Below are 23,987 nucleotides of genomic sequence, written 5' to 3'. Positions count from 1 at the left end.
AGCTTCAAAAAGGAATACTTTTTGAAGCTTTTTTTATGCCTTTAGCTCTTGTCTTAAATAAAAACGAATCTTTTCAATAAGTCCTTTACATAAAAAGCGTTTGTGATTATTTTTTTAGGTAATTCTCGAAAAGAAAAACACCATTTTTATTGGCAATGACGATATCAGGTCTGTCATCGTCATTTATGTCGGCAATGGCAATATTGAGCCCGGCCCCGGAATCGGAATCGATGAGGTGTTCTTTGAAATAAGGTGCCTGATCCGGGGTGAATTCGATAAAGAAGAGATAAGGCGTGTCCGCATCGCCTGCGTCGTTGCCATTATGGGCTAAATAGCGTTTCCCGGTAATATATTCGTCACTTCCATCACCATTGAGGTCTGCCATAATTGAAGAATGGGTCTGGGCCGTAGTGGTACTTATAACATGGGTAGTAAAATTATTATTTTCTCCTTGTTCGTGCCACCACACTCCCAATCTGTGTGCAGAGGCACTGACTACGTCGTTCTTTCCATCCCCATTGACATCGAGTACTTGCATGTGGGAACAAGGTTCTCCCAAGTCTGCTTTTTGAAAGGCCCAATCCCCAGCTTTGAGATTACCGGTACCTTTGAACCAACCCTCTTTGATAACAACGTCTCCAAAACCATCTCCGTCGACATCTCCATAGCCTATACCGTGCGAGAATTCCTCGGTTCCAGGTACGTTTTCCGAACTCAGGGGAAAACGTTTCCATTGGGTTTCGCCTTTGTTCTTTGGCGCTTGTAGCCACACAATTTGTTTTTTTTCCAAATCGCCACAGAGAATGTCAAGTCTACCATCGCCGTCTATATCGATGAAGCCTGGAGATTCGTTGGAGATACCCATCGAATCGGCGATAAAGTGTTTTGTCCAAGGCCCCGAGGCATTTTTCGGGTTTTCGAACCAAAAGCCCGCCTTTCCCGGAAAGTCGATGATCACCACGTCGTCCCATCCATCGAGATTAACGTCCATGCCCAAGTTGAGAAAAGATTCGCTATATCCGTCACGGGGGTCGAAGGTTTTTGATGGGGCCATCTCGTGGCGATTCCAATTGGGTGCTTCGAACCAGTAGTAGCCTGCGACGATATCCAACTTTCCATCTTTGTTCAAATCGGCGGTCGCCACTCCCTCGGAAATGAAATCACGGGTAAGCACCGTTTTTTTGAAATCAGGTGATGTGTCCGACTGACTGTAGAGCATTTGTGATAGGGCAATACACGATACGCCCAAGAGGCTTAAATATGTTTTCAAGTACATCCTATAATAGTTTTTCTTTCTTTGTTAATATGGAGTCGATAAGCTGTCGATGGGCTATCATTTCTTCTTCACTACTATCCCCCAGTCTTTTCTGAACGGCTTCCAGCGCTTTTTTTGCGACTTGGCTATCGATTTCGCCTACCCGACGAATCATATACGGTAGCAAAATTGAATTTTCGGCTTTTTCCGCCATTCTTAGGGCACGGTCTGGGTCTAACTCCGACAAGGGTTCCGAAGCATACCATAACATGAGGGGCATATTGTGGTCGTTGGCATCTTCGGCCCTACGGACCAACCTTTCCAAGGAGTTCCACCGCTGATCGGGATCCAGGCGAAGTAATCCTGAAACCAAATAAAGGCGTACCAATGGAGAAGTGTCGTTTTGGGCCATGGCTTCAAATTGTTGGAGTGTTTTTGGTGATACCTTCTTTGTTTCGGTGAGAAGCTGTATGGCCCAGCCTCTAATATTTTCATCGGAATGGTTCAATAATTCCTGAAGCTCTACTTCGGAAAGGCCTTCGGTAGCGTGAAGGGTCCAAAGTGCCCGTAGTTTTCGGGTCACATCGGGGTTGTCGGTCAAGATCTTTTTAAGGGCGGCATGCACCTCCGGACTTCCACCGCGCTCCTGCAACAAGGTACGTGCCTGGCGCACGTACCATTCGTTTTCGTTCAGATGATAATCGACCAGCTCTTGATCTGAGGCTTCGTAGAGGTTTACCTGTACCCATTTATCATCTTTGTGCGTAATCTTAAAAATACGGCCCAAAGTTTTATCGTGAACATCGGGGTTCGGACTATGACATTGGTTTTGATCGTACCAATCGATGGCAAATACGGAACCGCTAGGGTCGTATTTAAAGTTCAGCCATTGTGACCAAGAATCGTTCATCACCAAAAAATCGTCCCTATGAGAAGCGGTATATCCCGAACCCGAGCGTGTTAATTGATCGTTATTTAACCGTGCCCCATTAATATTGTTCATGAATATGGTATTATGGTACTCCTCGGGCCAGGTTGCACCCCCTAGGTAAATCATTGCCCCGGCATGGGCATGCCCCCCTCCAGCCGCTGCAGATCGAAAATTACCAGCATGTGGGCCTCGATCTCCGAGATAGTGTACATGATCGGCTATCGTTTTAATGTCATCATAGGTATATGGGTTAAAATGCTTTCCTCCCTGTCGCTGATAACGAGCGCCTTGGATTACGTGGTACATATGAGGTATAACGCAAACCGTAATAAATGGATGGCCATAGTCATTGAAGTCAATGCCCCAAGGGTTGCTGGTGCCTTCGGAAAAAATCTCGAACTCATGTCGGGTCGGATGGTATCGCCAAACGGCGGCATTTAGTTTGGTACGTTCTTCGTCAGGGGCACCGGGTTTCCCGACATTCGAATGGGTAAATACACCGTGTACGCCATAGAGCCATCCATCCGGCCCCCATCTCAAATTATTCAGTACTTCGTGTGTGTCGTCAAGCCCCCATCCGTCCAATAGAATTTCTGGGGGGCCTGCGGGCTTATCGTTTTCGACGTCTATTGGAATAAAAAGCAAATAGGGTGCGGCCCCGACCCAAACACCTCCCATGCCCACTTCAATGCCGCTTCCCATATTGATGCCCTCTGTGAAAACCTTTCTTTTATCTAAAGAACCGTCGCCATCGGTATCTTCGAAGATGAGAATACGGTCTTTGCCCTTTCCTTCTTCCGCCGGAACGGGATAAGTATGTCCCTCTAATACCCAAAGGCGGCCCCGTGCATCGATGGTAAAACTAATAGGGCGCACCACGTCGGGTTCATCCGCGGCCAGCGTAATTTTGAAATCTTTTGGAAGGGTCATGGCTTCTGCTGCTTTTTTACCGGATAGGCCCGAATTAATCACAGGATCTAAAGGAGGCATTACAATAATGTCTTCTTGATTAAGCTCATTCGGAAAACTAGGTCGACTTGGATAAAAAAGGAAGTCATCAAAACTTATATGGGCCCATGTATCATCGCTGATGTAAGGTATAGGTGATGTGCCGGTTTCATTGTCTACAATACGGATATAGATTTCTTTGTTCAAGTAATCGCTCAAATCAACAACTACGGGTTGCATAGTCACCCTGCCCTGCCCGGTAGATTTGAAGATGACCTTATCGGTATCGGCCAAAACGATTTCGGCCCGAGTATCGGCCAATGCACCTCCCGAAATTCGAAAAGAGGCAAATGGGTATTCGACTTCGAAGGGCACTGAAGTGAGGGTACCCTTTAATTTATAATCTTTGGTGCCGCCACTGCTTAAAAAATAATCGCCGTCAAAACCTATTTTGGCGTCTTTGTCATGCACAGGAGCCAAGCGGGTAAAAAGTGGGTTTTTGAAAGCCTCGCCTTCGGACCTCCAGTCACTAAGGTTTCCCCTTTCAAAACCGACGTTCAGAGGCTTTCCGTTCTTCATGGGTACAATGCCCGCCATAACGGATGTTGATATTTTGCCCTCGACAATTTGAAATTTTCCGACCATTCCGGCAGCACGATGTCCCGGAACCGTACAATAGTAGGTATCGTCATTTTCGGCCCAAAACGTAATGCTTGCCGTTGAGCCCTCTTCGAGAAGGGTGTTGCTCTTGATACCCAGTTTTTCCATGGCGATATCATGGGTCATTGTTTCACCGTTAGTTATTGTAATACGAACCCGATCTCCCTTGTTTGCCTTTAAAACGGGATTTCTTGTGCCGTCAGGAGCAAAATAACCTAACATACTAGCTTCAAGGGCATATTCTCGGTCAATAATCGTAGAATCGCGCCGTTGATTTTCAACGACCTCTTCTTTTTTTTCTGAACGGCAACCAATGGACAAGGTTACCAGAAATAGCAACAAAGATGATGTAATAGATGCGTGGTATATACTTCGCATGGCGTTTTGAATTTAGAATTTGGCGGTTGTAGGCATGATTTTATTTAAGTTCTTCAAGGTAGATATCTTTGAAAGCGACTTTTGCCTTACCGCCCCCGTGAATTTGAAAGCCGATAAGGCCGGTTTGGGGAATGCTAGTATCGGGCTCGGTATAATCTACTGTTTGATGGCCGTTGATATACAAACGTATTCGCCGACCTTCAGCATGCACCTCATAATCGTTCCAGCCGTCTTTATTAATCCATTCCAGCACTTTTAAAGAGTCTGGAGCGGCCAAGGTCTTGTTCCTGCGCGATTCGTCATAGAGACTCGCCCAATATGCTTTGCCCCAGTCCGCTTGATATCCTTTCATTTCATAGGCTGGTTCGGCTAGACGTTCACTTCTAAATTGAATTCCTGAATTGATGAAACCTTCATCTCCGGTCAATTTAATTTTGAGTTTTAAGATAAAATCGCCGTAGGTAAGCTCCGTACATAAAAAATCGTTATGCGGTACGGTTTTTTGTAAAGAACCGCCAACTATCATTCCATTTTCGATATACCAAGTTGTAAGTGTATCTCCTTCCCATCCCGAAAAGGTCTGCCCATCAAAAAGGGCGTTTGAGCGCCTTTCATGGTCTTTACATGAGAAAGTTGCAGCCAATAGCAGTACGCCCATTATATAAGGGTAGTGTTTTTTTAATGCAGGAGCAAGGGACGATACAAATGACCCACATGAAATCAAACCCATAATTAAATAGAAGATTTTTTAATATTCCTTAAGACTGTCGACTTGTACGTACAAGATAGTCATTTTTTGGTCTCATAGGAATACCAAAGTCATTGATTTGTAACTATAGTCCTTTCAAAGGGAAAGAAAGGAGATTACCTAGACCTTATCCTCTCGATAAAACGCTTTAGGGGTAATCGTTACTTTTTTACGTTGATGAGAACTGCCTCACAACTTTTAAGGTCTGAGTTTAAGATCATATTTTCAGAAGAGTTCCCATCGGTAATTTCAATGGAAACTGTGTTTGGGGGAGAGTTCCCCAAATTATGTGCGTATAGAAATAGGTCATTTGACTTATCTGGATCCAATTCGATGGCTATTTTCTTTTTTCGATAGGTTAGACTGTGCTTGGCAATGATGGTTTCCCCGTTTAAATAGATCGAAACGATATCACCGTCTTGTCGCCCGTGGTCCCAAATGGCTACCTTCAGATTTTTGCTCGCAAAGGTCAATTCTTTTGTATAGGAAATTTTTCTTCCTTCGAAAACCTCTCTGGTAGGCGATACCGATTCTGTATTCTGGGGGTATACGTTACCGTTTCTTTGGGCTTTTCTCGCATCGGAAGCGGCATTACGAATCGAAAAATAGGGAGTTGCGAATTTGGCTACTTGAAACTTGTTATCGGGAAAGAGTTCTATACCTACTACTTGATACGCATCCCCTGAACCGATATTCTTGGCCAATTTTATTCCATTGGCGACCGAATTGTTCACAAAAGTGCCTAATTCTTGAACTACCATATCATTTCGGGCCAGAAAAAAACGGATGTTTTTTGCGGGGTCGATATTCGAAGTTTTCCATTCTATTTTAGCGGGCCCTGGAATATTCCAAATCGTTGAGGCATTAGGGGAGATAATTTCTATGGATGACTTTTGTCCTGTCTGAAATACATTGGCTTGTCCCAAAAAACATATACAACTACAAAATGATATTAAAAAATGAACTTTCATTTGTGCTAAGTGGTTGGTGTTTAGCTATTAATATATTGGTAAAACGAATGTTCGGTCAAAATGTTGGATATGCAGAAGACTTTTTCATGTATTTATCCGAGACAGATAGCCATGAATTTTCGGCCAGGATTAGATTAATCATTGAGTAGGTGTTTTTTATCCATTATACAGTATACCTATGAAGGTACTAAAAACCATTTTCTTCGTAGCTTTAAGCAATTACGGTATATCGACATAACCTTTCAATCTTTAAGAATGAACCAAAAACATCTGCTTGCCTGTCACGAGCGAATACTTCCCTATATACACAGAACTCCGGTGCTGACTTCTCGATGGATCAACGAACGGGCCGGGACAGAAGTATTTTTTAAGTGCGAGAATTTTCAAAGAGGGGGAGCGTATAAGGCCAGGGGCGCCACAAACGCTGTTCTTCAATTGACCGATACACAAAAGAAAAATGGAGTGGTTACCCACTCATCGGGTAATTTTGCACAAGCGCTTTCTATTGCGGCCAAAAATGTTGGGGCCAAAGCATTTATCGTGATGCCCTTGACAGCTCCGAAAGTAAAGAAAGATGCTGTCAAGGCATATGGTGGAAACATCATCGAATGTGAACCCACTTTGAAAGCAAGGGAGGCGATGGCCGAGAAAATAGTACGTGAAAAAGAGGCAACTTTTATTCATCCTTCTAATGATGAGCAAGTGATTATGGGTCAGGGTACGGCTTGTATGGAATTGCTTGAGGAAAGACCTGGCCTTAGTGCCATACTGATACCTGTAGGAGGTGGCGGACTCGCTGCGGGCACTTCTCTGGCCGCATATTTCTTCGGAACGCATTGTGAAGTTTGGGGAGCGGAACCCTTTTCGGTCGATGATGCCTATCGTTCTTTTAAGAGTGGAAAAATAGAATCAAATGCTTCGACCGAGACCATTGCAGATGGGCTCAGGACACAATTGGGCGACCGAAGTTTCCCTATCATGAAAAAATACATGAAAGGAATCATTCGGGTAGAGGAGGCCGAAATCGTTGAAACGATGCGGTTTGTTTGGGAACGCATGAAAATAATCATCGAACCTTCAAGTGCGGTTGCTTTAGCGGCCGTATTTCGCGAAAAGGACAAATTTAGGAACAAACATATAGGGGTCATCATATCTGGCGGTAATGTCGATTTGAACAACCTGCCTTTATAGTGTAACTTCTTTCATGTCGGTATTTCCTTCTATATGAGCGACAATAGCGATATCAATCGTAAATCTTCGTTAAAATGATGGAATCAATTGATGAAGCACCTCTCCTAAAAAAATATAAAAATCTATGAAATACGAAATATGATGCTATATGGTACACTCCTTGCAGTTTATCGATGAACCCTCCTATTTAGCCAAAAACAACTCTTCTTAACAGACTCAAAAGTAAATTTGTAGGCATAACAATTATAAATTATCAGCTTATGAAGACAATTTTACTTTTGAGGGAAATCTATATAGAAGGATTTCGAAATATTGGGAGTTTTCTCGTAAGAAACTATTTTAAGGCATTTGCCTGGTTTAGTTTTGTGATGCTAATTGTGGTATTGTATGCCTTTGTTTTTAGGGTGGCTACCGGATTTGCATTTGATTAAATATCCCCAAGCATGCACTACGGTAATGTGTAGTGTAACCTGACATCTGCTTTGCCAATGGATTCACTAAAAAACAGTTAAGTATGGATTCTAAAACGCAAAGTTTTGAGAGCTTGGCAAAAAGACGGAATATTGATTATATGCGGGTAGGAATCATTTGCTATTTTGTAGTATCGGTTGTGTTTCTATATGTGTATTTGAATGGATAAATTCCTCTTTTGCGAGTAATCTTTATATGAATATTGAAATGCGCTCTGTGAACAACAGGGCGTTTTTTTGATGTTAAAATAGGAAATATTCCAAAAAATAGGAAATATTCCATATATTAGTGGTCCTTTAATAATACAAAAAACAAAACTATTTCTTTCTAAGGATTGCCATGCAAAAGACCATTCTTCATCTCGACCTTGATACATTCTTTGTATCGGTAGAACGACGACTTGACAATAAATTGCGCAACAAGCCCATTTTAGTGGGTGGATTGAGTGACCGTGGTGTGGTGGCTGCCTGTAGTTATGAAACCCGAGGTTATGGTATACATTCGGGAATGCCTATGAAAATGGCTCGCGAACTATGTCCGGAAGCGATTACGATCAAAGGTAATGCGGGCACCTATAGTCAGTTTTCCGATGTGGTCACGGAAATCATCAAAGAGCAGGTACCGCTTTTCGAAAAGTCGAGCATTGACGAGTTTTATGCAGACCTTACCGGGATGGACCGGTTTTTTGGGTCGTACAAATATGCTTCCGAACTACGCCAACGCATCATTCGAGAAACAGACCTGCCCATATCGTTCGGGCTTTCGGTCAATAAGGTAGTTTCGAAGGTGGCCACCAACGAGGCGAAACCCAACAACCAGCTGAAAATCGATTTCGGTCTGGAAAAATCCTTTTTGGCACCCTTATCCATCAAAAAGATACCTATGGTAGGTGATAAGACCTATCAGACGCTTCGCAATCTTGGGCTGAGGCAGGTACGTACTATTCAAGAGATGCCCATGGATGTCATGCAGCGTGTGTTGGGTAAAAACGGAACCGTTATTTGGAAGCGGGCCAATGGTATAGACCATACCCCTGTAATTCCTTTTTGGGAACGTAAATCGATTTCTACAGAGCGCACCTTTGATCAAGATACCATAGACGTGGTAAAACTGAGAGGTATTCTCATCGCCATGACCGAGAACTTGGCATATCAATTAAGACGAGGGCAAAAGTTAACGGCCTGTATAGCGGTGAAAATTCGATATTCCGATTTCAACACCTATTCTAAACAACTGCGAATACCCTACACTAGTGCCGATCATATTCTGATTCCAAAAATTTTAGACCTGTTCAAAACCCTATACCATCGCAGATTATTGGTACGCTTGATAGGTATTCGTTTCAGTCATCTGGTATCAGGTAATTACCAAATTAATCTTTTTGACGATACCGAAGAAATATTGAATCTGTACCATGCCATGGATCATATTCGCAAACGATATGGTGACAAAAGTGTGATACGTGCATCGGCCATGGGAAAGAATACTATTGGACGTATGCACAACCCCTTCAACGGACAACCACCGATTGTTTTGGCACATAGAAAGCAGTAAATAGAGTTTATCGTTCATACTCAATAAAGTGGACGCCCAAAAATCAGATGTTAACCATTTTTTGGGGTGTCGTCTGATACTATGTATTTAAACTGCCATACATACTACAGTCTTCGCTACGGAACTTTTTCCGAGAAGGAACTTTTGCGTCTGGCCCAAGAAAATAAGGTGACCCAGTTGGCGCTTACCGATATTAACAACACCTCGGCATGTCTCAATTTTGTTCGAAAGGCCCAAGAATGTGATATTAGACCTATACTGGGCATCGATTTCAGAAATGGCATCGAGCCTTGTTTTTTGGGTATTGCCAAGAACAACATGGGTTACTTAGAGTTGAACGATTTTCTTTCAAAGCACTTATATGCCGAAGAGGCATTGCCTTCAACAGCCCCAAAGTTCGAAAACGCTTATGTTGTGTACCCTTTCGAACAGGTGCTGCGCAACGATATGCATACGTTTTCTGACCATGAGTTTATTGGGATATCGATTGCCGATTTACGACGTTTACCGTTTTCAAGGGTGTTACGGTTAAAAGATAGATTGGTAGTACAACAACCGGTCACTTTTCGGAACAAGCGTGATTTCAACGCACACCGATTACTGAGGGCCATCGACAGAAATGTGGTATTGAGCAAACTGGAGAAAGCCGAGGAAGCCCACGAAGGTGAAAAAATGTTTCCCATCGAAAACCTAGTGGCCGCTTTTTCCGAATACACTTTTATTCTTGAGAATACCGAACGCTTGTTGAATTCCTGCTCCATTCATTTCGATTTTTCCAAAGAACGAAAGTCCCAAAACCTTCGAACTTATACGGATAGTCGGGAAGGAGATGAGAAAATGATCGAGCGGTTATGCCAAGAAGGGTTGCCTTACCGATATCCGAACGGGGGAGAAGGAATTGCCGAACGCCTTAGTAAAGAACTGCATCTGATCAAAGGCATGGGGTTCGTCTCCTATTTTCTCATTAATTGGGATATCGTTTCCGAAGCCAGACGACGCAGATTTTTTTATGTCGGTCGCGGTAGCGGGGCGAATAGTATTGTGGCCTATTTGCTTCGTATTACCGATGTCGATCCCATGGAACTTGATCTTTATTTTGAGCGTTTTATCAACCTCTACCGTGCCAACCCCCCTGATTTTGATATTGATTTTTCACATCGTGACCGGCCGAAAATGACCCAATACATTTTTGAACGTTTCGAGCATGTAGCTCTTTTAGGCACCTATGTGACCTTTAAGGAAAAAGGCGTGGTTCGTGAACTTGGAAAGGTCTTCGGACTGCCTAAAAGTGAAATCGATTTCCTTTCTGAAGGAAGGTATGATAGTTCGCAACTTGATGAGGTCTCACGGTTAGTATTGAAGTATGGTCGTCTGATTATGGGTATGCCGAACTACCTGAGTATACATGCTGGAGGTATTCTGATCAGTGAAAAACCCCTGCATTGGTTTGCGGCTACCCATTTGCCGCCCAAGGGTTTTCCGACGACACAGTTTGATATGGTTATTGCCGAGGATGTAGGGCTATACAAATTTGATATTCTTGGTCAACGTGGACTGGCAAAGATCAAGGATACCTTGGAAATCATCGGGTACAACCGGTCAAATAGTTCCGATGATTTTGATATACACGATGTCAATACTTTCAAAAGGGACCCCAAAATCAATAATTTGATTAAAACGGCCCAATGTATGGGGTGTTTTTACGTAGAATCGCCCGCGATGCGCATGCTGCTGAAAAAACTGGAGGTCGATAATTATATGGGGTTGGTGGCCGCCAGTTCCATCATTAGACCGGGGGTGGCCAAAAGTGGTATGATGAGAGAGTACATTCTGAGACATCGTGAGCCGGGCAGGGCGGAGAAGAAGGCACATCCTGTAATGCTTGACATCATGCCAGACACCTACGGGGTAATGGTCTACCAAGAAGATGTCATTAAGGTAGCCCACCATTTTGCCGGTCTCGATTTGGGGGAAGCCGATGTATTGCGCCGTGGTATGAGCGGAAAATTCAGGTCTCGTGAAGAGTTTGAAAAGGTACGTTTGAAGTTTATCGACAATTGTAGAAAAAAAGGGGAGCCCGATCATATTATTTTTGAGGTCTGGGGCCAGATTGCCAGTTTTGCGGGCTATGCCTTTGCCAAGGGCCATTCGGCTTCCTATGCCGTTGAAAGTTATCAGACCTTGTTCTTAAGGACTTACTATCCGTTGGAATATATGGTGGCCGTTCTGAATAATGGGGGCGGCTTCTATCGCTCGGAGTTCTATGTACACGAGGCTCGAATGTTGGGGGCGACCATACACCCCCCTTGCATCAACAGAAGCCATCAGGGCAATGTCATTTATGGGAAGGATATTTTTTTGGGATTCGGTTATCTGCGTGAAATGGAAGACCGGGTATCGCAGCGCATATTAAAGGAACGGTTGCAAAATGGAAATTTTACCTCTTTGGAAGATTTTTTAGACCGCGTATTTATATCCATAGAGCAAGTAAGTATCTTCATTCAAATTGACGCCTTTCGGTTTACCGGGGTGAATAAACATCGCTTGCTTTGGAAAGCCCATTTGTTCCTCAACAAAAATGAAAAGGTTGACCACCCCAAGTTATTTCCGCCCAAACACCAAGACTTTAAAATCCCACCATTGCACACTACCGATCTTGAAACGGCATTTGCCCAGATCGAGCTATTGGGGTTTTGTTTGTGTAGTCCGTTCGAGTTATTGGCCGAACCGCCCAAAAATAATCGATGCGCGAAAGATTTAGGGCGTTTCCTCGACCGCCATATCGATATATATGGTTATTTGGTGACCGTCAAGAACACCAGTACACACCATGGCAGGCGTATGCATTTTGCAACCTTGGTAGACCAAGACGGAAAGGTGTTCGATACGGTCTTGTTTCCGCCCGTAGCCTCAAAATACTTTTTTCGGGGCAAAGGCATATATCGCTTTTATGGTAAGGTGGTGAGCGAGTTCGGTTTTTTGAGCATCGAGGTCATCAAAATGCAAAAGCAAGATTACATACAAGACCCTCGTTATGCCGATATGAAAATGAGTACCAAGGTGTTTGAAGAAAAAAGGAAAAATAGTGTATAAGAAGTCAAGAATTTCAATGTCTTAGTTAGCCATTTATACAAAGAACAACTATTATACAGTAGTAAGTGATCTTCAATCTATGGAACGCTCTCCTCTCAAGCCATATCATCCTACACTTTTTAGTTAAAATGTCCTCTTTCCTAAGAAGACAAGAAGAACTAGATTGGCCTTTTTGAACCCAAGACGTATTTTCTTAAATGCAATGCTCATTTGAGATTCTACCGTCTTTAAGGAAATTCCTAGTTTTTCGGCAATCTCCTTATTTTTATAGCCTTCCCTTTTGCTTAAGAGCAATATCTCTTTACAACGGTCAGGCAGTGCGTCGACCAAACATTTGATTCTTTCTATGCGCTGGGGTAAAAGGGTACTATCTTCCTCGACCTGTTCCTGTAAAATTTGCCATTTCAACAGCTCCAATGATTTTTCGATTTTCTTTTCCTTCCTCTTATTCTGCATGCAGGTATTAAAAACCGATTTGTAGAGATAAGCTTTTAAAGAAGTCTGAATATGAATTTCATTGCGTTTTGACCATAGGGTAATGAACACCCCCTGAACAAAATCTTCGGCATCGGGCAACGATTTTGAAAATTGTAGCGCATAGATACATAAAGGCTTATAGTACCGGTCAAATAGTACCTTTAAGGCAGCATCGTCATCTTCCTTGATTCGTTCCCATATAACAAAATCTTCTTTGTTCATCTATTTGCCTATTGAATAAATATGCACTGTCCGCTTTGACCGAAATGATCAAAATGCTCTAAGTATCTCTATTTCCCGTGGTTCTTCACATTATGGTTACTTACTATTAAAAACGATCGGCTTTTTGAAAATAAAGAGAATGTTCACAATGAAAAGAAGAGTAACCTATCAGAAATAGCGGCATTTTAATCTTTAAAATGTGTTCATTTTGGTTAGTGGGAATATACTTTATAGTAAAGACTAAAATTGGGAAAAAAGCCCGTAAAAACAAAGAATTTTAAAAAAAGGCATATTTATTTTAGGGGTATAATATAATTTTTGCATCCTTATTGATAATGTAACAAATAAATATCGAACGGATTTGGAAAACTTAGTACACAAATTTTTGGGCGATACCATAACAGAGGATGAGCTTCAGATGCTAAAAAAATGGTTGGAGGATCCTAAAAACAAAGAGTATCTCAAAAAAGTTCTAACAACCAACTATGAGCTCGATTCCGCATATAGAAAAATCGATGCCGAAAATGCGTATCAGCGTATTGTTGAGGCAACCTCCGCGGCAACAAAGCAGGTCATAAAATTACGGCGTAAGCCCCGTACTTTTCTTAATTATGCTGCGGCTATTTTAGTAGTATTGGGTGTAGCCAGCATCTTTTACTTATCTAAAGAAGATAAGGCTCAAGCCGTGCCGTTCGAGGAGTCAAAGCAAGTTACGCTTCAATTGGAGGATGGTAGCTTTACTGCCTTGGAAGAAGAGTCCAGCGGAATGATTACCAACAAAAAGGGTGAGCATGTAGTTCGGCAAGAACGGAATACATTGGTATATACCCCGCTGAAAGAGACAAGAGAAAAGCTTGTTTACAATATCCTTCGGGTGCCCTATGGCAAACGCTTTAAAATTCAACTGGCCGATAGTACGTTGGTCGTTCTTAATGCCGGAACCACGCTGCGGTATCCAAAGAGTTTCAATAATCCAGAAAGCAGGGAGGTCTTCTTGAGCGGAGAGGCATATTTCACCGTATCGGATCATGCCGACCAACCCTTCATCGTTCGTACCGACAATATGAACATAAGGGTGTTGGGTACCCAATTTAACGTTTCCAGTTACAAGAATGAGAAAGCAAGCTCGACAGTTTTGGTCGAGGGTAAGGTCGAAGTCTATAAGGGGGAAGAAAAGAAGATCTCCGAAAGCATTTCAATTTCTCCGGGGGAAATGGCCAGTGCCATTGATGGTGGTTTTGAAGTTATGGAGGTTGATGTAATGAAACATATAGCTTGGGTTGACGGCACCTTGTTTTTTACCAATGATCCCTTTGAAAATATAATGAAAGAGTTGGAACGCCATTACGATATTACAATCATTAACCGAAACAGGCAACTGGACCAGGTTAGATATACCGGAACCTTTCGGGCCGAAACCATATTCCATATTCTTCAAGTATTCCAGAGGAACACCGAGTTTGAATTTGAAGTAAAAAATGATACCATAATACTAGATACACCTAACACGCAAAATCAAAAGCAGTCATAATAAAACCAAGAGCCTATGAACTAAATCTTATTTGGAAATCAAAAATCGGGAAATGCTGCAACATTCCCCGATCATAAATCGATTTTGAGCCTAAGAATAACTAACTAAAAATCACACAAAATTATGAAAAAAACGAGCATAAAGGACAGGCTTGCAAAAACCGGTCTTAAACTTGATTTGAAAATGAAAATCACCTTTCTATTTCTCATTTTTACCCTTTTTCAGATTAAAGCCAATACTGGATATGGTCAGCTTAAAAAGATCAATCTTGATCTGGAAGAGGTTACCTTAAAGGAAGCTTTTGTTGAAATTGAAAAGAAGACCGAGTTCAGGTTCTTCTATAAAAACCAAGACCTTGATTTAAATCGCCGCGTTACCTTAAGGGCCAAAAATGAGAATATCGATGAGGTGGTCAAAAAATTGCTCAAGGAAGATGAGGTCACCTTCGAAGTTTTCAAAAAGCAAATCGTAATCAAGAAACAAAAGAGGTCTGAACCCACGACAAATGTTCCTGTCGAAAAGATTACACTGGTGCAGGCTCAGGTAAATGGTACGGTGAGCGATAGCCAAGGGGTTCCTTTAGCAGGTGCAAATATTGTTGAAAAAGGTACGACTAATGGCGTGACGGCCGATTTTGACGGCAATTTCTCAATTCAGTTATCTGATGACGAAGCCGTTCTGATCGTATCCTATATTGGTTTTGCAACTAAAGAAGTACCAGTGAACGGGCAAGACACTCTTTCAATAGAATTGGAAGAGAGCGCATCGGGCTTGGAAGAGGTGGTCATCGTTGGGTATGGTACGAAAAGAAAGAAAGATATTATTTCCGCTGTTTCCGTAGTAGACCTAGAAGAGGTTAAAGACGTTCCGGCCGCAAGTGTGGAAAGGATGTTGTTGGGGCAAGCTCCTGGGGTGAATGTACTGTCCAATTCTGGCCGTCCTGGCCAAGATCTGGATATCTCCATTAGAGGAATGGGTTCATTAGGGGCTGGTAATGACCCGCTCTATGTCGTTGATGGATTTCCACTTCAATCTTCAGCAGGTTTGAACCCAAATGAAATCGAGTCTATTTCTATATTAAAAGATGCAGCTTCAACTGCAATATATGGAGCTAGAGGCTCAAATGGAGTGGTTCTTATAACCACTAAACAAGGAAAAGAAGGTAAGGTCAGTGTCACTTTGGATGTAAATACGGGTATTCAAAATGTGCCTAATAACCGTCGCTACGATATGATGAATGCCGTAGAATTTGGTGAGTTTCAAAGAACAAGCTGGATCGATAAATATATTGCGGCCAACGGTTCGGAACCTGCTGAAAGTGAAATTCCGATAGGTATTCGCAATCCAGAGAACAATACGATTTCCACCGATTGGATGGATGAAATATTGGCCAATGCCCCTTTATTCAAAAAATATGACCTTTCTATCGCCGCCGGTAATGAAAAGACAAAGTCCTTAATTACCTTGGGCTATATGGACCAAGACGGGGTCGTAATTAAAACGAATTTTGAACGCTTCAATATTAGGGCCAAAGTAGACACTAAAATTACGGATAAGATTACCGTCGGGTTGAACGTATCGGGATCAAAGACCAACGAAAGAATTATTGGAGAAGATAGCAGACATCAACCGGTCGGGTTAGCCTTATGGGTAGACCCAAGGGAGCCTGTGTATAATCCAGATGGAAGTTTCAATGACTATTTGGGAGATAATGATACACCGGGCGATTTGATTTTTAATAGCGCGAATCCCGTTCAAATTTTGCACGAACAAAAAACTACCCTCAATACGGGCAGATTAATAGCCAATGGGTATGCAGAAATTAAATTTTTGAATGACTTTACCTTCAAGTCAACCCTCAATGGTATTTTGGTCAATACAAGGTACAATCAGTTTACACCTTCTACCCTGTCCGGCTTTTCATGGAATGCGCCGGCACCGAACGATGCCGTTCTGAACGAGTCGTATTCGGAAACTTTCAATTGGTCGTCAGATCAACTGCTTTCTTATGATAAGGTGTTTAAAGAAGTACATAGCTTAAATGTCTTGTTGGGGTATAGTGCACAGGAAGCTACGGTAAGATCTATTAATGGAAATGGATTGAAATTTCCTGATGATGAGATTCGATTCTTGCAACAAGCAGAATCGTTGACCGCGACATCGGCCGAATCTAGTTGGAGCCTATTGGCCTATTTTGCTCGATTAAACTATGATTATGATAACAAATATTTAGTGTCGGCTACCTATCGTAGGGAAGGAAGTTCACGATTTGGTTCTAATACCAAGTGGGGTGATTTTCCGGCGGTTTCCTTGGGTTGGAGAGTCTCTGAAGAGGGTTCTTTGCAGAATATCGCATGGCTCGATGACCTTAAGTTAAGGGCAAGTTTTGGTGTAACGGGCAACAACGATATTGGTAATTACACGAGCCTTTCGACCCTCGGAACGGCAAATTACATCCTTGGTGGAAGTTTTGCGCCGGGCAAGATACTGAGCTCACTATCCAATGCCAATCTAGGGTGGGAAGAGTCCAACCAATTTGATTATGGTATCGATTTAACGATGTTCAAAAACCGCCTCACTTTTGTTGCGGAATATTATAAAAGAACAACGGAAGACATGCTTTTGGCGGTGAATATACCAGTAATAACCGGTTTTGAGACCACCTTTACGAACATAGGTAAAGTAGAGAATTCAGGCGTTGAATTTGGGTTGAATTATAAAACAAATATTACAGACAACTTAAAGTTCCGTAGTAATTTCAACATTTCGTTCAATAAAAACAAAGTACTCGAAATAGATGGTGATAATGATGAGATCAGAACGCAATCTTTTTATGGTGCGACCAGTGTTTCTAAAGTAGGTAGGCCCATCGGTATGTTTCATGGGTATAGAAACCTTGGAACGTTTAGCTCTCAAGAAGAAATTGACGCCTCACCAACCCAAGATGGTGCGGTACTGGGGTCGTTCATTTATGAAGATACGAATGGAGATGGCGAGGTTTCATATGATACGCAAGACTGGGTCGAAATAGGGAACCCGCATCCAGAATTCATATGGGCATTCAATATGGGCCTCGATTATAAGGCCTTTGATTTTAATATTGTTTTTACCGGGGCGCAAAACTATGACGTTTTTAGCCAAATTGAGTCCACTACCATGAACATGGATGGGGTCTTTAACGTAGAGACAAGGGCAGCGAATAGATTCAGGTATACCACAAGGGATCCTAATGCAACGATACCTACCAGCAATTTTTGGAAATGGGAACGCGAAGCGAACAGTTGGTATGTGCATGATGCAAGCCATGTTTGGTTGAGAAATGTATCCTTGGGCTATACGATCCCTGTTGATCAAATCGCTTTTCTTGACAACGTCAGAGTGTTCTTCAATGGCGATAATCTATTCCTCTTCACGGACTATGTAGGCAATCCTCAAGTGAACGCACGCGGCGGTATAAGGCCCGGAATAGATGATGCGCCTTATCCGTTACCATCTACGATGAGCCTTGGGGCAACCTTCCAATTTTAATATTAAAAAAACTAAAGAATGAAAAATTCAATAAAGATTTTTATAAGTCTATCGATAGTTTTGTCCTTGGTTTCGTGCAGCGATGATTTTCTGGACAAACAAAACCCTAATCAATTGGGTGAAGAAAGTTTTTTCGCTACCGAAAAACAAGTGAATCAAGCCGTCATTGGTGTTTATGGGCAACTGCAAGGCATCACAGGGAACCAATGGCTTTTTACCGAGATGATTACAGATAATACAACAGTTCATTTTGATGAAGGAAATAGGGGAAATGCACCCGGTATAGAAACGTTCGAATATTGGCAGGTAAATGCCAATACCGGAAATATATATGGTCTGTATAGGGACATTTACAATACCTTGGGGAGTATAAACCTAACCATAGCCAAATTAGAGGGTGCAGATATAAATGATGCTGCGAAGTCGCGGTTTGAAGGAGAATTGCGATTTTTTAGGGCGTATTACTATTTTCTTTTGACCCAATATTTTGGTGATGTCATATTGGTGACCGAACCTTTTAGTGATCCTTCGGAAGCATTTGAGCTGGAACGTTCCCCAATAACAGAGGTGTATTCCCAAATCGAGAATGATCTCGATGTGGCCATAGCCTTGTTACCCAATACTGTTGCCGATTCAGAAGCGGGAAGATTGACCAAAGGGGCAGCACTTACATTGGCTGGCAAATTTTGGTTGACAAGAAAAGAATATACAAGGGCACAGGCGGCCCTAGAACAAGTCACAGGATTGGGTTATAATTTATTGCCAAATTACGAAGACGTATTTGACCCCAATAACAAAAACAATAACGAATCAATTTTTGAAGTACAATTTCAGGGGGGCAATGATCTTGGTGAATCAAGTAGTTTTATATACCAGTTCTATCCGAAGTTCACCAATGGGGAGGTTACAGGTTTCCCTGGAATCAGCGGAGGTGGCTGGAATATACCAACTTTGGATATCATTGGAGATTATGAGGATGGTGATATACGCAAAGATATTTCTTTGAGCGAAGGATATACCGACATGGTTACCGGTGAGTTTGTTCCGGTTCCTTTCATCGAAAAGTTTCGGTATGAACATGCCATTCAAGGCCGCCCCGATAATAATTGGCCTGTCTATAGATATGCCGATGTCTTATTAATGCTTGCAGAGACCATCAACGAGCAATCGGGACCAAATGCGGAGGCCTATGGTTATCTTAACCAAGTAAGGGCCAGAGCAGGGTTACCCCCCGTGTCAGGACTTTCCCAAGATGAGTTCAGAGCTGTTTTGTTGCATGAACGAAGAGTTGAACTGGCTTTTGAGAATCATCGTTGGTTCGACCTTAGACGTACCTTGAGCACTTCAGAACTCATTTCATTGTTTGAAGCCCATGCAGCTCAAGAAATGGCCAACCCGACTACTCCAAGGGGAATAGTACCGTTCTCGGCAGGAGATTACGAGTTTGACGGATATGAGATCTTATTTCCCATTCCGGATAGAGAGTTGCTAGTAAATCCGAAATTAAGTCAAAATGAAGGCTATTAACTCTTAATTATACTTGTAAATTAGTATTTTAATGAATTTAGTTGCCCTAAGGACCTTATTGTAGAAATAGGTCTAATTATGTTGGTTTGGGCAATGGAGATAGATGATGATAGAAAAATTTGCTAAATAATATGGAAGACTTTGATTGGATATTTCAATTTTTAGGGCGTCTGCATCCTTTGTTGGTACACTTCCCCATTGGTTTGTTGGTGGTCGCATTCTTTATGGAAATGTTGACGCTGGGAGGCAGACGGCAGGGGCTGCGCGAGGGAATTCGTTGGATGGTGTACCTAGGTACAATTTCGGCGATTCTTTCCGCCCTCTTAGGATGGCTACTACGCACCCAAGATGAGTATAGCGGCAATCTGGTAGACAACCATCAATATGTAGGAATAGCTACGGCTGTTTTAGCAATCATTACCGTTTTGCTCCTCCAACGTACCCTGAAAGGAAAATTGTCGGACTTTCGTGGATATAGGGCGGCACTTACGATAACGGTAGTATTACTTACCATTGCAGGTCATCTCGGTGCCAACCTTACGCATGGAGAAGATTTCTTGACTAGTGTCTTACCCGGCAATTCCGAGGGTTATGACGATAGCAAGGGGGCTGCTCTTTTGGCTGAACTCAAGAATTCAGATTCGATTTCGAACGTCCAAAAAGACCAATTGAATTTGCAGGTTAGGGCCATTTTTGCCCATAATTGCTATCAATGTCATAGTGAGAACAAAAAGAAGGGTGAACTTGTACTCGAGAATAAGGAAGGGGTCTTTAAAGGAGGAGAGTCCGGAGAGGTCATTATCCCAGGAAACCCGGAAGAAAGTGAACTCTACAAGCGAATAACCCTTTCCCCAAACCATGATGACGTGATGCCAAAGAAAGGGAAAGTCCTTAAGAAGAGTGAAATATCCCTTATCAAAATGTGGATCAAAGATGGGGCACATTGGTCGGATCAGGCGTTAAAAGTGTTTCCCGAGGCCGAGTTGACCTTGGTCAGGCCCGAATTGCCGGAGTCGGAAGAAAAGCACCCGGTCGACAAGCTAATCGATACCTACTTTAAAGATCAAGACATCGATTGGCCGGAAGTTGTAGACGACAGAACATTCATACGGCGTGCCTATTTAGATGTAGTTGGACTTTTGCCCCAGCCCGAGGCCATTTCCGATTTTATTGATGATTCGCGACCTGATAAAAGAACGGCACTTATCGACACCCTTTTGGCCGACGACCATAACTATACACAGCATTGGCTTAGCTTTTGGAACGATTTGTTGAGAAACGATTATAGCGGAACGGGGTTCATTACCGGAGGGAGAAAGCAAATTACCGATTGGCTCTATACCTCCCTGTTGAATAATAAGAGTTATGACCGTATCGTCAGTGAACTTGTCAATCCGGACGAGAGCTCCGAAGGCTTTATAAAAGGGATTGAATGGCGCGGGGTGGTGAATGCCAGTCAGCGTACCGAAATGCAAGCGGCACAAAACATCGGGCAATCATTGCTAGGGGTAAATGTCAAATGCGCCTCATGTCATAACAGTTTTGTAAGCAATCTTACACTGGAACAGTCGTATGGTTTTGCTTCTATTTTTGCCGATTCGGTACTAGAATTAAATCGCTGTGATAAGCCCTTGGGTAAAATGGCCAAAGTGAATTTTTTGTATCCTGAGTTGGGTGTAGTTGATGGTTCAACTATCGAAGAACGCCTTTCAAAGCTTTCGGAAATTATGGTAAAACCTGAAAATGGAAGGTTATATCGTACCATAACCAATCGTTTTTGGGATCGTTTAATGGGCCGTGGCATCATCGAACCCTTGGATGAGATGGACAATACCCCCTGGGATGCCGATTTACTGGATTGGGTAGCCTCTGATTTCATAGAGTCCGGGCGCGACCTCAAACATCTTATTCGGCGCATTATGACTTCAAAAGCATATCAATTGCCAACGGCTCATTACGAGAAACAAGAAGAGGTCAAGGCCAACTATGTGTTCGAAGGTCCATTGTTGCGACGTTTGAGCGCGGAGCAGTTCTCGGATGCTGTGAGCCAAGTAGTCTTTCCCGTCTATCAGGCCGTAGAATATAATCCTGAGGGCGAAAAACAATCTGCACAACGTATTTGGCACCGAGAAATCAAGTTCGATCGTGATGTACTGCCAGAACCAGGCAAACGCTATTTTAGAAAATCCATCGTTCTTCCGGCCATGAATATTGAAGAGGCCAACGCCTTGATTTCGGTCGACCATGCATATGTCATGTATCTCAATGGAGAAAGAATAGCGGATGGTGAAGATTGGAAACGGGTAGGTAAGCTTGATGTGAAGCGGTTTTTGAAGAGAGGAGAGAACGTTATTGCCATTGAAGGTGTAAATGAAGGAACCATTGCCAATCCGGCCGGGATTCTGTTTTCAATGAAAATCGATTTTGAAAATGGTGATCAATTGATGGTAGATTCCGATACAACCTGGAAAAGTACTGCGGAAGCCCCCGATGAAGCTTGGACCAATACTATCTTTGACGATACGGCATGGAGCAATGTCAGAAATTATGGTACGTCGAACTGGGGAAAATTGGTCGACTTTACGTTCAAAGATCGAAATGGTGGGTTTGCCAGGGCCAGCCTTGTAAAACAACACCCTTTTATGAAAGCCCTTGGCAGGCCGACTCGTGAAAATGTGGCGACTTCACGTGATGAACAGGCGACCTTATTGCAGGCCTTGGAGTTGACCAATGGCGAATTCTTCAATGGGGTTCTAGAAGAAGGGGCTGCACTTTGGTTAGACCGGTATAAGCATGATAGCCAAGAAATAGTGATAAATTTGTATCAAAAATCATTGGGGCGAAATCCCTCGGAGGGGGAAAAGGAATTGTTGTTGGGTGTTTTAGGGGATAACCCTCAAAAGGAAAGCCTACAAGATATTTTTTGGTCAACATTGATTTTACCGGAATTCCAGTTTATAAATTGAGCTTGGATTAAACTAAAAATAAAACGACGCGCCATACATTATAATGCAATATAAAAGCTATGGAAACACATAACCCACGAAGGGATTTTATTAAAAAAATGACGGCGGCCAGTTTGGCGGCTTCGGCTACCACCATTCCAATGGCGAGCTTCTTGAGCTCGTGTTCGAAGTCGGTTCCGAAGATTCCCTCTACGGCCGATACTGTAATTTTATTATGGATGGCCGGGGGAATGGCCCATACCGAGACCTTCGACCCTAAAGCCTATGTGCCTTATGAAAAGGGGGTGGAAAGTAAAAGGGTACTGAGTACCTTTCCAAAAATACCTACTGCTGTTGACGGCCTTTATTTTTCAAAAGGTCTGGAATCGATGGCGGGAGTGATGGACAAGGGAGCCATCATCCGTTCCTACAAATCGGCTGATCTAGGACATATTTTACATACGCGACATCAATATCACTGGCATACCTGTTATGAACCTCCTCAATCTGTTCAAGCACCGCACATAGGGGCATGGATCTCCAAAGAACTTGGCCCGGCCAATCCGGTAATTCCCCCATTTATTGCCATGGGACAACGGTTTACCGTAGGTGAGGCGGAGGAGCTAAAAGCTTTTCATTCCGCAGGATTTTTGGGAACGGAGTACGGTCCTTTTTTGATACCCGACCCTTCCGGTGGATTGGAAAGCGTACGTCCACCTCAAGGTATGTCCCTTGAACGATTTGAAGCCCGATACAAACTGTATAAAGAGTTGGCCAACAAGAGTAAAATGATGGAAGAGGGTAGCGATTATCAGCGCGAGTCTTTGATGCGCTCCATGGAACAATCATATCGGCTGTTAAACTCTCCTGAAGCAAAAGTGTTCGATCTATCCCAAGAACCAAAGGAGGTCTATGACACGTATAATACCGGTCGCTTTGGTTTGGGATGCCTTTTGGCCAAAAGATTGGCCATGAACGGGGGACGGTTTATTAGCGTTTCCACGGAATATGAACCCTTTTTAGGATGGGATACCCATGAAAACGGACATACACGTCTGGTCAAGATGAAAGAACTTATTGATCGCCCAATTGCTCAATTGGTAAAAGATTTGGATGAGAGCGGCCATTTAGATCGCACATTGATTATTTTAGCCAGTGAGTTTAGTAGAGATGCCATAATGGAAGGGCGGCCTGGCGAACAGGTCAAAGATCAGGTGGCGCAACCCGATGTCATTGAAGACGAAAAATTTTATGGAATGCATCGGCATTTTACCGATGGCAGTTCGATACTCATGTGGGGAGGCGGTGTTGAAAAAGGGTTGGTATATGGTAAAACAGCGGATGAAAGGCCTTGTTCCTCTATTGAAAACCCTGTGGTAATCGATCAGGTACATCAGTCGATATACCATGCATTGGGCATCCATCCCGAAACACATTACACCATAGAGGGAAGACCTTTCTATACCACTCCTGATGGTCATGGCAAACCTATTCTTGATTTATTCGGCAAGACAGCTACTATACAGACGGCCTCTTCATAGAAGTAAAACACAAGCT

At 42.8% G+C, this 23,987-nt stretch carries 14 protein-coding genes; 9 read left to right on the top strand and 5 right to left on the bottom strand.

From position 1 onward, the window contains the following. Window positions 1–106 precede the first annotated feature (106 nt). From F2B13_RS11455 to F2B13_RS11440, 4 genes are all read right to left on the bottom strand, one after another. Complete coding sequence (locus tag F2B13_RS11455; RefSeq protein WP_149304247.1) at window positions 107–1,276, bottom strand: FG-GAP repeat domain-containing protein; 1,170 nt, start codon at window positions 1,274–1,276, stop codon at window positions 107–109. Window position 1,277: 1 nt separating this feature from the next. Next, the gene (locus F2B13_RS11450; protein ID WP_149304246.1) at window positions 1,278–4,172 is read right to left on the bottom strand and encodes a PVC-type heme-binding CxxCH protein; all 2,895 of its coding nucleotides are present in this window, start codon (window positions 4,170–4,172) and stop codon (window positions 1,278–1,280) included. A gap of 40 nt (window positions 4,173–4,212) precedes the next feature. Then, window positions 4,213–4,830 (bottom strand): 3-keto-disaccharide hydrolase, encoded by a 618-nt coding sequence (locus F2B13_RS11445; protein ID WP_149273129.1) that lies wholly within the window; start codon window positions 4,828–4,830, stop codon window positions 4,213–4,215. A gap of 251 nt (window positions 4,831–5,081) precedes the next feature. Next, window positions 5,082–5,891: a hypothetical protein gene (locus tag F2B13_RS11440; RefSeq protein ID WP_149273126.1), complete on the bottom strand. Its 810-nt coding sequence runs from the start codon at window positions 5,889–5,891 to the stop codon at window positions 5,082–5,084. Between the two features lie 255 nt (window positions 5,892–6,146). Here F2B13_RS11440 and F2B13_RS11435 point away from each other — a divergent pair, with 255 nt between their 5' ends. The 4 genes from F2B13_RS11435 (at window position 6,147) to F2B13_RS11425 (ending at window position 12,200) form a co-directional block, all read left to right on the top strand. Continuing rightward, window positions 6,147–7,082: a pyridoxal-phosphate dependent enzyme gene (locus F2B13_RS11435; RefSeq protein ID WP_149304245.1), complete on the top strand. Its 936-nt coding sequence runs from the start codon at window positions 6,147–6,149 to the stop codon at window positions 7,080–7,082. A 260-nt stretch (window positions 7,083–7,342) separates the two neighbouring features. Beyond that, window positions 7,343–7,513, top strand: a complete 171-nt coding sequence (locus tag F2B13_RS20445) for a DUF6747 family protein (protein WP_198439679.1) — start codon at window positions 7,343–7,345, stop codon at window positions 7,511–7,513. Window positions 7,514–7,892: 379 nt separating this feature from the next. Beyond that, window positions 7,893–9,107: a DNA polymerase IV gene (gene dinB, locus F2B13_RS11430; RefSeq protein ID WP_149273122.1), complete on the top strand. Its 1,215-nt coding sequence runs from the start codon at window positions 7,893–7,895 to the stop codon at window positions 9,105–9,107. Window positions 9,108–9,188: 81 nt separating this feature from the next. Further along, on the top strand, window positions 9,189–12,200 hold the full coding sequence (locus F2B13_RS11425) for a DNA polymerase III subunit alpha (RefSeq protein WP_149304244.1): 3,012 nt from the start codon (window positions 9,189–9,191) through the stop codon (window positions 12,198–12,200). Window positions 12,201–12,323: 123 nt separating this feature from the next. On the opposite strand, the gene F2B13_RS11420 is transcribed toward F2B13_RS11425, so the two are convergent. Next, on the bottom strand, window positions 12,324–12,899 hold the full coding sequence (locus F2B13_RS11420) for an RNA polymerase sigma factor (protein WP_149304243.1): 576 nt from the start codon (window positions 12,897–12,899) through the stop codon (window positions 12,324–12,326). Between the two features lie 361 nt (window positions 12,900–13,260). Here F2B13_RS11420 and F2B13_RS11415 point away from each other — a divergent pair, with 361 nt between their 5' ends. The 5 genes from F2B13_RS11415 to F2B13_RS11395 all read left to right on the top strand — a co-directional run bounded on the left by F2B13_RS11415 (window position 13,261) and on the right by F2B13_RS11395 (window position 23,971). Beyond that, on the top strand, window positions 13,261–14,430 hold the full coding sequence (locus F2B13_RS11415; RefSeq protein WP_149304242.1) for a FecR family protein: 1,170 nt from the start codon (window positions 13,261–13,263) through the stop codon (window positions 14,428–14,430). 123 nt (window positions 14,431–14,553) lie between these two features. After that, a complete protein-coding gene (locus F2B13_RS11410; protein ID WP_149304241.1) occupies window positions 14,554–17,958 on the top strand; it encodes a TonB-dependent receptor in 3,405 nt (1,134 codons plus the stop codon). 18 nt (window positions 17,959–17,976) lie between these two features. Then, window positions 17,977–19,485: a RagB/SusD family nutrient uptake outer membrane protein gene (locus F2B13_RS11405; RefSeq protein WP_149304240.1), complete on the top strand. Its 1,509-nt coding sequence runs from the start codon at window positions 17,977–17,979 to the stop codon at window positions 19,483–19,485. A 131-nt stretch (window positions 19,486–19,616) separates the two neighbouring features. Then, window positions 19,617–22,451, top strand: coding sequence for a DUF1549 domain-containing protein (locus F2B13_RS11400; protein WP_149304239.1), 2,835 nt, complete (start codon window positions 19,617–19,619; stop codon window positions 22,449–22,451). A 59-nt stretch (window positions 22,452–22,510) separates the two neighbouring features. Continuing rightward, window positions 22,511–23,971 carry a DUF1501 domain-containing protein gene (locus F2B13_RS11395; protein WP_149304238.1) on the top strand — a complete coding sequence of 487 codons (1,461 nt, stop codon included), beginning with the start codon at window positions 22,511–22,513 and terminating at the stop codon, window positions 23,969–23,971. Window positions 23,972–23,987 lie beyond the last annotated feature (16 nt).

This window comes from Pareuzebyella sediminis, assembly GCF_008367235.1.
Taxonomy (GTDB): domain Bacteria; phylum Bacteroidota; class Bacteroidia; order Flavobacteriales; family Flavobacteriaceae; genus Pareuzebyella; species Pareuzebyella sediminis.
This window is presented reverse-complemented; position numbering and strand designations above follow the sequence as displayed.